The following is a 13,437-nucleotide window of genomic DNA, read 5'->3' on the forward strand; positions in this document are numbered from 1 at the left end:
CAGCACTCCGCGGCGCACCAACTCGTCGGCGCGCAGGCCGTCCGGCCAGCCGTGCACGATGCGGCGCCAGGCTGCGGGAACGGCGGAGGCGCCGTAGCGCGCCCCGAGCAGCCCGCCGGCGATCGCGGCGACCGTATCGGTGTCGCGGCCGCCGCGCACGGCGATCTCGAGGGCATCCTGCAGGTGCCCGGCGGGGGTCACGGAAACGGTGCCCGCGGCGGAAGCGCCGCCCGGCGCACTCCGCGGCTGCACGATCGCCGACCAGGCTGCCTGCAGCGCCTGCACGACCCAACCGTTCCGGTCGAAGTCGGACGGGACGCCGGCCTCGGCCTGGGCGATGCGCGCCTCCCAGAGCGCACGGCGGTCGGCAGGGAGCGCGTCCAGACCCACCCGAACGTCGAGGGTGCCCTCGAGCACCGCGTGCCTGATGGCCAGGCACCAGAGCACGCAGGCGTCGCCGGCATCCGTTTCGAAGTGGGTGAGCGTGCTGATCGTGCGGGCCACGTCGGCGAGCGCCACCGGGTCGTCCAGGTAGGCGAGCGCCACCGGAGCCGTGCGCATCAGCGAACCGTTGCCGCCGCTGCGGCCGTGCCGGTCGTGGTGGGCGCGGGCGACAAGTCGCACCGCGGATGCCGTGGGCTCGGTGCGCGACAGCACCGCGCGCAGCTGGTTGCCCACGTCGGGTGCCGTGCGGGCCCACAGGGCCCAGGCCGCCACGATCTCGTCGAGCACGGCCTCGTCGCGCAGGTCATGGCCGGCCGCGATCGCGTTCACGATCGGCACCGCCATGGAGGTGTCGTCGGTCCACTCGCCGGGAGCCCAGTCGAACCCGCCGCCGCCCTTCATCGTGACGACGGCATCCGCAGCCAGCGGGGGGCCGAATTCGTAGCCCGCGCCGAGCGCGTCGCCGCAGGCCATGCCGAGCAGCACGCCGGCGGCGCGGTCCAGTTGTGCGGACGTCAGTTTCAAGCGGTTCCCCCGTGCGATCGTGCAGTCGTGCTGTCAGTGAAGCCTGGCCGGGCACGCCCGTTACGGGCTCTGCCGAGGCACAAGCCCCCGCATCGAGCCTACGGGCGAAACGGGGTCACCGGCTCCGCCACGTTCGAGGGGCACCGGGCGCGGAACTCTCGGAGTTTCCACCCCGCCCGCCGGGGCCGATCACGACCTGTCGCGGGTTACGCGGCTGCGGCGGTGGCGAGCCGATCACGGCCGGCGCCCTTGGCCTCGTACAGGGCCGCATCGGCGCGGGCGAGCCAGCCGGCGACCGTCTCGCCGGGCAGCAGTTCGGCCACACCCACGCTGGCCGTGCAGGCCAGGTGCGGCGCCAGGGCTCCCCAGTGGTAGTCGCGCACGGAGGCCAGCAGACGACCGCAGGCGAGCTGGGCCTGTTCCAACGTGGTGTCGGCGAAGACGAGCAGGAATTCCTCCCCACCCACCCGCACGGCCATGTCGCGCTCCCGGGTGACGGCCCGCAACAGGGTGGCCATGGCGTTCAAGACCTGGTCCCCGGTGGCATGCCCGTGTTCGTCGTTGACCCGCTTGAAGTGGTCCATGTCGATCATCGCCACACAGAGCGGCTGCCGGCGGTCGCGGGAGAGGCCCATCAGGGGCGGCAGTTCCCGGTCGAGCGCCCGACGGTTCGGCAGCCGGGTCAACGGGTCGGTGTTGGCCTGGAGATCCAGCTCGGCGGCACGGATGCGCAGCCGCTCCGCATCCAGTTGCGACCGCTCCGCCTCGTGGCGGGCCTGCTCGATGCCGAGGGTGTTCACCAGCATCTGGGACTGGATGCCGGCGGTGTCGGTGGTGCGCTTCAGGATCAGGGCGTGCAACTTCTCATGGTGCACCAGCGCCTGCTCGAACCGGCCGGACTCCTTGTGCATCTCATACAGCGAGCGATGCAACAGGATGTGCAGGGCCGGATCGTCTTCCAGCGCGGCGACCAGCAGCTGGGCGTTCATCATCTCGGTGGCGTCATCGAGCCGGCCCTCGGCGCGGGCGACCTCGGCCAGCTGCGCGTCGTTGTTCTCCTCGAGGCTGCGGAAACCGTGCGCCTTGGCCAGGCGCCGGGCCCGGCCGGCCTGCTCGCGAGCCTCGGCATGCTCGCCGAGCTCGATCAGGATGCTGACCAGGTTGGTGCGGGCGATGCTCTCGTAGAAGCTGTGCCCCTGCGCGTGGGCCACGGACACCGCCTCGCGCACGAGCAGCAGGGCCTGCTTGAGGAGGAGCCCGGCATCCAGACCCTGGGCTCGCTGCTCCTGAGCGCGCTCCAGGCAGGTGTCGCCCAGGTTGTTGAGCCCGACGAAACTCGCCTCCGGATCGTCGATGGTGCGGGAGAGGGCCAGCGCCTGGCGACCCAGCTCGAGTCCCCGATCGGCCTCGCCCATTCCTTCGTGCACCATCGAGGACCGGCTCAGCGCCCAGAATTCGGCCACCGCGCTTCCGCTCGCCCGGGCCGTTTCCAGCGCCACCAGAACGTGGCGCAGCGCCTGCTCGTAGAGCCCGGTATCGGAGTAGGCCAGCACCAGGGTGCAGTTCACCTTGGACTGCCGGATCAGGTCTCCGCTGCCGTCGAGGTACTCCAACGCCAGCAGGCCCTGTTCGACGGATGCCTCGTAGTCGCCGAGCCGCAGCCGATGCAGTGCCAGCAGCTCACGGGCATGCGCCTGCTGCCGCTTCGTCGCGCCCGGACGCGCCAGCACGGCCTCGGCCTGCCCGACACCGTCGAGGTGGCGCCCGTTCGCGCTCGACAGCTCGCACTCCGCGAGAAGCTCGTCGATCGCTGGTTCCACTGTCGATTCGATGGTCGGTTCAACCTTTGGTTCAGGTGCGGCGTCCTGGTCTGAGTACACGTGCAGTCCCCCAACTGTTTTCACTCAGCACCGAATCTAGCAGTCGGCCCGACGCCGGAAGCCGGTTTTCGCGCCCGCTCTCGAGGGGCACCCTCCCCAGAACTGGGTGCACGCACGGATGTTCGCGGGTCGCGGCTGTGGCTCACGCACACCGGTTGGCGCGGGCAGGGGCGCGGGTTCCGCGGTCGCTCAGGGTGCCGACCTAGACTGAGCGGATGACCGACCTCGCCACTCCCCCTGCCACCGAAACCGACACGAAGCGCATCACCATGTTCGGCGCGGAGTGGTGCGGCGACTGCCGCCGCTCGAAGAAGCTGCTCGACACCCTCCAGGTCGACTACGACTACGTCGACCTCCTTCTGGTCGAGGACGGCGCCGACCGCGCCCACGTGATCAGCGGCCGCACCCAGATCCCCGTGATCCTGTTCCCCGACGGCACGCACGTGGTGGAGCCCAGCGACTCGACGCTGCACGCGAAGCTGACCGAACTCGGCAGCATCCGCTAGCCGGAGACATCCCCGGCGCCCCGCTCAGGGGAAGTACGACCCGAGCACGCGGGCCGTCACGAGTGAGAGCTTGTGGCCGGTCTCCTCATACAGCGGCATCAGGGTCGTGGCGCCGAGGCCGGTGTGCACCACCCCGGCGGAATCGAAGATGGCGACCGGCTCGAGGTCGCGCAGCAACGCCCAGAACGGCTGGAAGAAGTAGACGCTCCGACCGCCGGCCTCAAACTCCTCCAGGGTCATCGCGACGTACTCGGCCCGCGGCAGGATCGTGGAGGGGAAGTCGCGAAAGTACGCGCATCCGGGATTCTCGGGGACTTCGTCGTGCAGCATGGGTGCCGGCACGGCGTACCACTCGTACCGGTCGTTGGTCGTCGTGGCCAGCGCGTTGGCGATCACCCGATAGGTCAGGGACCGCGTCGACGTGGCCGGCCTGACCCGCGGAACACCGACCCCGGACGCCACCTCGATGCGCTTGACCACCTCAAGGGGGTTGAGCGCAGCCAGCATCTCAATCCAGCTGATGTGCTGCACCACCCCGTTCACGAGGAACTTGCAGCCGCCGACGAGGTCCCACTGCACGCTCATGCCGTTTTGTTCGTCGTGCACGATCAGGAGGCGGTCGGCCTCGTCGACCTCGACCCCGGAGATGCGCAGATGCGGATGCCGCCGCACCAGTTCGCCCGCGATCCACCACATCTGAGCGGTGAGGAAACGATCCGCCGGCGGGTTGTAGACCTCGAAACCGTCGTCGTCGGCGCCTCCGTCGTGGTCACCGCCGGTGCTGTCGTCGGCGGTATCGTCGGCGTCGTCGGCGTCGTCGGGTAGAAAGCGCTCACTGAAATCGTTGGTCTCTGCGTCCCCTGCGTCACTCATCGTGGCGTCCTCCGCTCAATACGGCTCGTGCGCCCATCATCGCCCGTCCGGACTCCGTGCGAAACTCCCCTTTCGAGGCCTTTTCGGGGCCGTGCTCGTCAGTATCCGTCGGGCGAACTGCTTGACGGCGAATCCCGTGCGCGCGTAGCGTCGGAGTGTTGCCCCGGACCCGGCAGCCGCACGGATCGTGCCGACTGAGGGGGTTTGATGTTCGGGAACGCGGAGGCTAAACCGCCGACGGATGCCCCGGACCTCTCAGCCGGTTCGGTTGAGTCCTTGCCGGAGGGCGGCAACGCAGCGGAGAGCGGCAGCACGGCAGCGAACAGCAGCGCCGCGGCGAACAGCGAGACGGTCGGGCAGTGGCTCGAGCACCTGCCGACGCGTTCCTGGGACGAGAGCCCGGACGAGTAGCCGGCTGGACCGCACGACGGGGGAATGAATCCGTTGAAGCATGTGTTTGCATAGAAGTCGGCGTCCGCTCTCGCCGGACCAGCACCACCACTGCCACGAACCCCCACTCGCTCCCGACCCGCACCCCGCCAGAAAGGGACCCATGACTCCGCACACCTCCGGACTGCACCACGTCACCGCGATTGCCGGTGCCCCGCAGCGCAACATCGACTTCTACGTGACCGGCCTCGGCCTGCGGCTCGTGAAGAAGACGGTCAACTTCGACGACCCCGGCACCTACCACCTCTACTACGGGGATGACGCGGGCCGCCCGGGATCGCTGCTCACCTTCTTCCCCTGGACCGGCATTTCCAGCGGGCGCCCCGGCTCGGGGCAGTCCACGTCCACGGCCTTCTCGGTGCCGGCCAGCAGCCTCGGCTGGTGGGCCGCTCACTTCAAGAACCTCGGCGTCGAGTCCGAGATCGTTCGCCGCTCCGCCGACGAGGAACGTCTCTCCCTGCGCGACCCCGACGGCCTGCAGCTGGATCTGGTGGCCTCGTCGACGGTCGATCCGCGCAATCCGTGGGACTCGGCATCCGTGCCCGCCGACTACGCGGTGCGCGGCCAGCACTCCTCGGTGCTCACCGTCGCCGACCCGACCGGCACCGTCGAGGTGCTCACCCGCGACCTCGGAATGCACGTGATCGAGGAGACGGCCGACCGCATCCGAGTGGGTGCCGGCGACGGCGCCGCCGGCAACATCGTGGACATCATCGCCGACCCGAACGGGCAGGTCGGCCGCACCGCGGGCGGCAGCGTGCACCACATCGCGTTCCGCGTGCCCGACAAGAGCACGCAGGAGCAGTGGCGCCAGGAGCTCGTCGAGCGCGGCTACGGCGTGACGGCCATCCTCGACCGGCAGTACTTCACGTCGATCTACTTCCGCGAGCCCGGCGGCGTGCTGTTCGAGATCGCGACGGACACCCCCGGCTTCGACATCGACGAGCCCCTGCTCGAACTGGGCCGCTCACTCAAGCTGCCGCCGTGGCTCGAGCCCAGCCGCGACCAGATCGAACGCGCCGTCGTTCCGATCACCCTGCCGAGCGAGAACAACCCCGCCCTCGTCACCGGGCTGTAGGCAACCATGCTGGAAAAGATGCCCGACCTCGACCTGCCCGACTTCGACCGGGCCGATTCCGGACGCGGCCCCGGCGACGGGGGCCCTGCCGACCGTGCCACCGGCGTTCCGGCCGACGGCCGGGAGCAGACCGCCCTCGACTGGCCGCACGAATACCGGGCAGGTGCGCCGGTGGCATCCGTCGGCTCGCCGGCCGGCTCCCCCGTGCTGCTGATGCTGCACGGCACCGGCGGCAACGAGCGGGAGATCCTCGCCCTCGCGGACGCGCTCGACCCGACCGCGACCGTTCTCGCCCCGCGCGGACGCGTCACCGAGAGCGGCATGCTGCGCTGGTTCCGCCGCCTCTCCGAGGGAGTGTTCGACGTGGACGACGTGGTCATGCGGGCCGGCGAGCTGGCCGGCTTCATCGCCGCCGCCCGTCAGCGCTACGGCCTCGGCGAGCGCCGCATCATCGCAGTCGGGTTCTCCAACGGGGCAAACATCGCCCTGGCCACGGCTCTGCTGTACCCCAGGGCACTTGACCGGGTCGTGGCGTTCTCGGGCATGTTCCCGCTCGACGATCGCGCGCTTACGACGGATCTCACCGGCACCGCGGTGCTCCTGCTCAACGGTCGCTCCGACCCGATGGCTCCGCTCACCAGCGCCGACCGCGCCGCCCGGACCTTCGCCGAGCACGGTGCCCACGTCGACCGCGAGCTGCGCGAGGGCGGTCACGGCATCAGCGAAACGGATGCCGCAGCCGCCCGAGCCTGGCTGGCCCGCCCCGCGCAGACCCGCGGCTAGGCATCCCCTGATGGAGCAGATCCCCGGAACCGGCGACGGGCCCGAACGCGGGCCCGAACGTGGGTCAGGCCGCGGTTCCGACCGTGGCCTGGTCGATCTCGACTTCGAGTATCGGAGCCAGCGGCAGCGCGTGCTGTTCGGCACCGGCCGGGCCGCCGACCTGCTCGCCACGGTTCTCGGCGAGCTCGGCGCCCCGCGCGTGATGGTGATCGCGACCCGGCGGGAGCTGGAGCGGTCTGCGGCGGTGCTCGGCGGCATCCGTGCGGTGGTGGTGTTCGATGAGGTCGTGCAGCACGTTCCGGCGGAGTCGGCCGAACGCGCGCATCGGGCGGCAGGCGCTGCCGGCATCGACGTGGTCGTCGCCCTCGGCGGCGGGTCGGCGATCGGGCTGGCCAAGATTCTCGCCCTGTGGAGTGAACGGCCCGGCGGGTTGCCGATCGTGGCGGTGCCCACCACCTATTCCGGTTCGGAGGCGACCGCTGTGTGGGGTCTGACCCGGAACGGGGTGAAGACCACCGGCTTCAACCCACGGGTGCTGCCCGGCACCGTGATCTACGACGCCGCGCTCACGCTGTCCCTCCCCCGCGAGCTGAGGGTGTCGAGCGCGCTGAACGCGCTCGCGCACGGCGTCGACGCGCTGTGGGCTCCGGGCGCGAACCCGGTCAGTGCCCTGATCGCCGCGGAGGGCATTCGGATGCTGGCGCGCGCCCTGCCTCGAATCGCCCCGGGCTCCGGCTCCGGCTCCGGCCACCAGGAAGCCCTCTACGGTGCCTATCTGTCGGCGAGCGCGTTCTCCAGCACCGGCTCCGGACTGCACCACAAGATCTGTCATGTGCTGGGTGGCTCATTCGGGTTGCCGCACGCGCAGACGCACTCGATCGTGCTGCCGCATGTGGTGGAGCTCAATGCACCGGCCGCGCCCGAGGCTGAGGCGCGGATCGCCGGCGCCCTGGGTTCACCAACCGCCGTCGAGGGACTGCTCGCCCTGCGAGACCGGGTGCAGGGTCCGACCGCGCTGCGGGATGTCGGGTTGAAGGAGCCTGACGTGGCCCGGGCCGTGGCGCTGATCCTGCCGACTGTTCCCGCTTCGAATCCGTGCGCGGTCACCCCCGACGACCTGACCCGGCTGCTGCGGAACGCCTGGGCCGGCACTGCTCCGCTCCCGCAGTAGACGGCGGCACCCTCCCGACGCATCCATTTGCCGCAGGAACCGGGCGCGCTAGGCTGCCAGCGAAAAAAGGGAGACACAATGAGCAACACGGAGCACGGCGACGGTGCCGAGCAGCACAACACCAATCAGAACAGGCCCGCGCTGACACCCGAAGAGGCCGCCGATCGGCTCTCGAGGCAGTTCGCGCAGGAGTCCCGACTTCGTATCCTCCGCAGCAAGGCCGCCGTCGCCCGGTCCGAGGTCGATGCCCTGGCCGCCATGCACCTGGACACCGACACCCTCGAGGACCTGCTCGAGACGGCCAGCGCGCAGGAGGCCGCCCGGCTCCGCAAGTCGGAGCACGCGATCAGCGTGCGCGTCTCCGAAGCCCGCGCCCGAGCCGAGGCCGCCGAGGCCGAGTACGAGCAGGCCGTGCTCGACGACTTCGACGAGGCCGAGCGCTAGCCGATCACGACGAGTCACGACCCGCGACGACGGATGCCGGCCACCGGCATCCGTCGTCGCGGGTCACCCCTCCCGGCTACTTCGTGTCGTGATTGTGCTCCGCCTGCGCGATGTGGCCCACCGTCTTGAGGAAGCTGTCCGGGTTGAGCGAGATCGAGTCGATGCCCTCCTCCACCAGGAAGGCCGCGAAGTCGGGGTAGTTACTCGGGGCCTGCCCGCAGATACCGATCTTGATGCCGGCGGCGTGCGCCTTCCGGATGGCGTCGCTGATCATGCGTTTCACGGCATCGTCGCGTTCGTCGAAGAGGGCGGCGAGATCCTCGGAGTCACGGTCGACGCCCAGCACGAGCTGGGTGAGGTCGTTGGAGCCGATCGAGAAACCGTCGAAACGGGTGGCGAACCGCTCGGCGAGGATCACATTGGCCGGGATCTCGCACATCATGTAGATCTGCAGCCCGGCCTCGCCGCGCACCAGTCCGTTCTCCGCCATCACGGCGAGCACCCTGTCGGCCTCGGTCACGGTGCGGCAGAACGGCACCATCACGATCACGTTGCGGAGGCCGATCTCCTCCCGCACCTTCTTGATCGCCCGGCACTCGAGGGCGAACCCCTCCCGGTAGCGCTCGTCGTAGTAGCGCGACGCGCCGCGGAAGCCGATCATCGGGTTCTCCTCCGAATGCTCGAAGGCCGCCCCGCCGATCAGGTGCGCGTATTCGTTGGTCTTGAAGTCGCTCATCCGCACGATCACGGGGTCCGGATGGTACGGCGCCGTCAGTTTGGCGATGCCCAGGGCGAGTGTCTGCACAAAATATTCCTTGGGGTCCATATAGCCGCGGGTGAGTTCTTCGATGCGTCGGATGGCGGCCCGGTCGGTGACGCGTTCCGGGTGCACGAGCGCCATCGGGTGGATCTTGATCAGGTTGTTGATGATGAATTCCATCCGGGCCAGCCCCACCCCGTCGGCCGGCAGGCGCCACCATTCGAACGCGGCAGCCGGGCTGGCGATGTTGACCATCACCTTGGTGCGGGTCTCCGGAACGGTGCCGAGATCGATCTCCTCGGTGTCGAAAGCCAGCTCGCCCTCGTAGACGTAGCCCTCGTCGCCCTCCGCGCAGGAGATCGTGATCATCTGGCCGTCCGTGAGCGTGTCGGTCGCGATGCCGGTGCCGACGACCGCCGGCACGCCCAGTTCGCGGCTGACGATCGCGGCGTGACTGGTGGGACCACCGTGGTCGGTGACGATTCCGGCCGCCCGGGTCATGATCGGAACCCAGTCCGGGTCGGTCATCTCGGTGACCAGGATGGCGCCGTCGACGAAGTTCTCGATGTCGGCCGGGTCCTTGATCACGCAGGCCACGCCGCTCGCGATGCTGTCACCGATGGCGACGCCGGTGACCAGCAGCGGACCGGTTTCGGTCAGGGTGCTGACCGTGAAGCGGGTTCCGCTGGCCTGGGAATGCACGGTCTCCGGGCGCGCCTGCACCAGGAACAGTTCGCGGGTCAGGCCGTCCTTGGCCCATTCCATGTCCATCGGCCGTCCGTAGTGGTTCTCCACGATCACGGCCCAGCGGCCCAGCTTCACGATCTCCGCGTCGGTCAGCACGAACGACTGCCGTTCCCGGTCGGGGGTGTCGATCGTGCGGGTGCGGGCGCTGCCGCCCTTGGCGTAGACCATTTTGCGGGCCTTCTCACCGAGGGTCTTCTCGATGATCGGCAGGCAGCCGGGCTCGTCGAGCAAGGCCTTGAAGACCAGGTATTTGTCGGGATTGACGGTGCCCTGCACCACGGTCTCGCCGAGCCCCCAGGCGGCACTGATCACGGCCACGCCCGGGAAGCCGGTGTCGGTGTCGATGGAGAACATCACCCCCGAGCCGCCGACGTCGGAGCGGATCATCCGTTGCACGCCGATCGAGAGCGCCACGTCGAGATGGTCGAAGTGCTTCACCTCGCGGTAGCTGATCGCCCGGTCGGTGAAGAGCGAGGCATAACAGCGACGGCAGGCGTCGAGCAGGTCGCGCTCACCCGTGACGTTGAGGAAGGTCTCCTGCTGGCCGGCGAAACTGGCGTCGGGCAGGTCTTCGGCGGTGGCGCTGCTCCGCACGGCCACGGGCAGGTTCGGCTGCCCGGCCTTCTCGGACAGTTCCCGATACGAGGCACGGATGCCGTCGGCGATGTCCGCGGGAAACTCCCCGCCCAGGAACAGCTCGCGCAGAGCCTCGCCCGTGACGCGCAGCGAGGCGCTGCCGGCGTGGAACAGGTCGAGCTGGCGCCGCAGTGCCGGCTCGATCCCGTTCGCCGCGATGAACGCGCGGTAGGCGTTCGCCGTCGTCGCGAACCCGTCCGGCACCTGAACGCCGTCACCGCTGAGCGCACGCACCATCTCGCCGAGCGACGCGTTCTTGCCGCCGACCTGCGGAATGTCTTCCAGACCGATCTCGTTGAACCACACGACACTGCTTTCGAGCATTGTTCTTCCACCCCTTGCGAGTTCTGCGACTCGTGACTCTGGGACCCGGTGACCACGCCTGTGACCCGGGTTATGCCAGGTGGTGGCAACCTACTCCCCCGAAAGTGTCCCTGCCCGGTCGCCTCGGATGGGTATCCGGCCGCCGGCAATGTCAGTGGCTCCTGAGACGGTGAATCACTCCCCACGCGGGAGCCTCAACCAGGAGGTACAGATGACTGATCCCAACTACACCGCTCTGCTGCTCGTGATCGACCGGAGCGGCTCGATGTCGAGCATCCGTGACGACATGGTCGGCGGCCTGACCGCGATGCTCGCCGAGCAGGCCGCCGAGCCGGGCCTGCTCACCGTGGACATCGTCACGTTCGACGACGAGATCGAGCACACCCACACCCTGGCCGACCCGAGCGACATCACCATCGAGCTCGACCCCCGCGGCATGACGGCGCTGCACGACGCGATCGGTGTGGCCGTCACCGGGTTCGGAGCCACGCTGCGCGGCCTGCCCGAGCACGCACGCCCCGGCACCGTGCAGGTCGTGGTCGTGACCGACGGCGGCGAGAACTCCAGCGCCGAATACACCGCCGCGGCCGTGCGCGACCTGATCAACCGGCAATCCTCGGCCTACAGCTGGGATTTCGTGTTCCTCGGCGCCAACCAGGACGCCGTACTGACCGGTTCCGCGCTCGGTTTCGACGCGGACAGCTCCATGACGTTCGCCGCCGCGCCGGGCGAGGTCGCCATGATGAGCGCGAATCTCGGCCGCTACGTGACGGATGTCCGCAAGAAGGAGAAGCGCGGCTTCACCGCCGAGGAACGCATCGAGTCGAGCGGAACCTGATCCGCAACGAAGCTGAACTGATCTGAACGGAACTGGGCTGAGTGCGTCAGCGCGTCAGCGCTGGTCGTTCACGGGTGAGACAAGCATGCGATCGGGGATCGAACCCGAATCAATCCCCGATCGCAATGCCATATCAGGACGAAATCCCTAATCTCGCCCGGCTTCCGCCGTTTCAGTCGCGTGCCTACCCAAGGGGACGACGAAACGGAGGTGTGTGCACCATGCCGAAAGGCAACGAAGACAGGCCTGGACGGCCGAATCTGTCGTCGGCCTCAAGGGAGGTGAAGTTCATCTGGACGGTTCCTTTTCATTCGGTAGGCCGGCTAACCCGATGGGTTCCGTGCCTTTGCGACCCCGCCTTACAACGGGTGTGCCTTTGCGATTGACGTGAATTCCGTCTCTCCAGCGACCAGTAGGTCACCTGAGAAGAACCTATCAGCCCGAGTCTGCGCCAGACCACTGAGAAAGTCACAACTTCCGCAAATCCGGCCCCCCAAATCGAGGGGCAGCGCGCAGGGGAACGAGCTGCTCGTTCGTCACCTCTAGCCATCGATGCGAGCCGGCGCTAGCGTTGGGGCGTGGGCGTTGTCCCGATTGGGGTGCATTTTCTTCCCGGGGCACCGAGCACTCAGAGTCGTTCACACGCTTGGTCAACAGGGGGTCCCCATGTCAGTCACCACGTCGGATGCATTCGTCGCCGCCGCAGAGTCCATCGCGACGAACGCTCACCAGGGGCAGGTCGACAAGCTCGGCGCCGACTACATCGACCATCCCCGCAGAGTGGCCGAGAACTTCTCCGACCCGCTCGCGCGAGCCACAGCCTGGTTGCACGACGTGCTCGAAGACACGGACATCTCGCCCAGCGACCTGCTCGCCGCCGGCATCCCGGGTGGTGTGGTCGAGGCCGTTCATCTGCTGACCCGAACGGAGGAGGTCAGCGACTCCGCGTATTACGCGGCCATCCGCGCCAACCCGATCGCCCTCGCGGTGAAGCGCGCGGACATCGCCGACAACCTGGCGGAGTGGCGGGTGGCCCAACTGGCGAGCGACGACCGGGAACGCCTCGCCGACAAGTACGCCGGGGCGCTGGCCGCCCTCGACTGAGCGGTCGACTCGTCGCCAGGGCGCACCCAGACGCCGAGGTCAGGCTTCCATGTCGTCGTGGGTCACGATGCGGCCGAGCTCGATGCCCCCGTCGGGCAGCTGCCAGAAGTGCATGCGTCGCGCCGCCGGCGTGTTCTGCTCGATCGACACCCGCATGCAGCGTGCGCCGTCCCAGCGCAGCAGGTGCGGATCAGCCGGTCCGGCACCCTGACGCAACGCATGCAGGTGGCGGCCCTTGAGGGTTTTCACCCGTCCGGTCAGCACATCCACGGATGCCTTGAACGCCTTCGCCAGCTGGCCGTCGTCGAGCCCGGCGAGGGACTCCGCAAACCGGTCCCCGAGCACGTAGCTCTGCGGCAGCGGCCACTCCGCCCGGTCGGATTCCGGAACCCGATCGACCCAGGCGAGCAGGATCTCGTGCCGCACCCAGCCGGACGGTTCCTCCCAGGCGGCTCGCCGCGACTCGTACTCGCTCGCCGCGGCCGGGGTGGGGGCGGTGCGCCGGGATTCGCGCAGCATCCGTCGTTGGGTGCGCTGGTCATCCCGCAATTCCGCGACCGTGTGTCGCAGGGTGGCGAGCTCCACGAGGGCGTCCCGGAGCTGCATCTGCGCGGATCGGGCCTGCTCCCGCAGCTTGGCGAGATCGGAATCGGTGGCACCGGCTTCGACCAACTGGGTTTCCAGCCGCACGATGCGCGCCTTCGCCTCGGCCAGGGACAGCTGGGTGGACTGCAGGGCGGAATGCGGCGCCGGGGCCGGTGTGGGAGTGACCCGGAACGGGATCGCGCCCGTGGTGGCGGGCCGGGCAGCGGCTCGCACCCGGCCGGGGCCGGGCGCCGGGCGCGGATGCAGGCGGTCCGCGGTGGGCCCGGCC

13 protein-coding genes and 1 riboswitch are annotated in these 13,437 nt (G+C 69.2%); of the genes, 8 read left to right on the forward strand and 5 right to left on the reverse strand.

Annotated elements, in window-relative coordinates; genetic code table 11:
* Both E3T49_RS06295 and E3T49_RS06300 read right to left on the reverse strand, forming a co-directional pair.
* The coding region (locus tag E3T49_RS06295; RefSeq protein WP_198414227.1) for an ADP-ribosylglycohydrolase family protein at positions 1-969 on the reverse strand (969 nt) is incomplete at its 3' end.
* 206 nt (positions 970-1,175) lie between these two features.
* Positions 1,176-2,789, reverse strand: coding sequence for a GGDEF domain-containing protein (locus E3T49_RS06300; RefSeq protein ID WP_134424111.1), 1,614 nt, complete (start codon positions 2,787-2,789; stop codon positions 1,176-1,178).
* 275 nt (positions 2,790-3,064) lie between these two features.
* Between E3T49_RS06300 and E3T49_RS06305 the strand changes: the two genes are divergently transcribed.
* Positions 3,065-3,355, forward strand: a complete 291-nt coding sequence (locus E3T49_RS06305) for a glutaredoxin family protein (protein WP_134424112.1) — start codon at positions 3,065-3,067, stop codon at positions 3,353-3,355.
* Positions 3,356-3,379: 24 nt separating this feature from the next.
* Here E3T49_RS06305 and E3T49_RS06310 read toward each other — a convergent pair whose 3' ends face one another.
* Complete coding sequence (locus tag E3T49_RS06310) at positions 3,380-4,228, reverse strand: TY-Chap2 family putative peptide chaperone (protein ID WP_134424113.1); 849 nt, start codon at positions 4,226-4,228, stop codon at positions 3,380-3,382.
* A 207-nt stretch (positions 4,229-4,435) separates the two neighbouring features.
* On the opposite strand from E3T49_RS06310, the gene E3T49_RS06315 reads away from it, so the two are divergent.
* The 5 genes from E3T49_RS06315 (at position 4,436) to E3T49_RS06335 (ending at position 8,154) form a co-directional block, all read left to right on the forward strand.
* A complete protein-coding gene (locus E3T49_RS06315; RefSeq protein ID WP_134424114.1) occupies positions 4,436-4,639 on the forward strand; it encodes a hypothetical protein in 204 nt (67 codons plus the stop codon).
* A 142-nt stretch (positions 4,640-4,781) separates the two neighbouring features.
* Positions 4,782-5,756: a ring-cleaving dioxygenase gene (locus E3T49_RS06320; RefSeq protein ID WP_134424115.1), complete on the forward strand. Its 975-nt coding sequence runs from the start codon at positions 4,782-4,784 to the stop codon at positions 5,754-5,756.
* Positions 5,757-5,762: 6 nt separating this feature from the next.
* Positions 5,763-6,539 (forward strand): alpha/beta hydrolase, encoded by a 777-nt coding sequence (locus E3T49_RS06325; protein ID WP_241972684.1) that lies wholly within the window; start codon positions 5,763-5,765, stop codon positions 6,537-6,539.
* 10 nt (positions 6,540-6,549) lie between these two features.
* Positions 6,550-7,710, forward strand: coding sequence for a maleylacetate reductase (locus tag E3T49_RS06330; protein ID WP_134424116.1), 1,161 nt, complete (start codon positions 6,550-6,552; stop codon positions 7,708-7,710).
* A gap of 78 nt (positions 7,711-7,788) precedes the next feature.
* Entirely contained in the window at positions 7,789-8,154 is a 366-nt protein-coding gene (locus E3T49_RS06335; RefSeq protein WP_134424117.1) for a hypothetical protein, read from the forward strand.
* Between the two features lie 76 nt (positions 8,155-8,230).
* Here the strand turns inward: E3T49_RS06335 and ppsA are convergent, their stop codons facing one another.
* Entirely contained in the window at positions 8,231-10,621 is a 2,391-nt protein-coding gene (gene ppsA / locus E3T49_RS06340) for a phosphoenolpyruvate synthase (protein WP_134424118.1), read from the reverse strand.
* A gap of 211 nt (positions 10,622-10,832) precedes the next feature.
* On the opposite strand from ppsA, the gene E3T49_RS06345 reads away from it, so the two are divergent.
* Positions 10,833-11,459 (forward strand): vWA domain-containing protein, encoded by a 627-nt coding sequence (locus E3T49_RS06345; RefSeq protein ID WP_134424119.1) that lies wholly within the window; start codon positions 10,833-10,835, stop codon positions 11,457-11,459.
* Positions 11,460-11,769: 310 nt separating this feature from the next.
* Positions 11,770-11,844: riboswitch (cyclic di-GMP riboswitch) on the reverse strand.
* A 281-nt stretch (positions 11,845-12,125) separates the two neighbouring features.
* Positions 12,126-12,563, forward strand: coding sequence for a phosphohydrolase (locus tag E3T49_RS06350; RefSeq protein WP_134424120.1), 438 nt, complete (start codon positions 12,126-12,128; stop codon positions 12,561-12,563).
* A 39-nt stretch (positions 12,564-12,602) separates the two neighbouring features.
* Here the strand turns inward: E3T49_RS06350 and E3T49_RS16140 are convergent.
* A partial coding sequence (locus tag E3T49_RS16140) for a hypothetical protein (protein ID WP_166785487.1) occupies positions 12,603-13,437 on the reverse strand: 835 nt, incomplete at its 5' end.

Source organism: Cryobacterium cryoconiti, from assembly GCF_004403065.1.
GTDB classification, from domain to species: domain Bacteria; phylum Actinomycetota; class Actinomycetes; order Actinomycetales; family Microbacteriaceae; genus Cryobacterium; species Cryobacterium cryoconiti.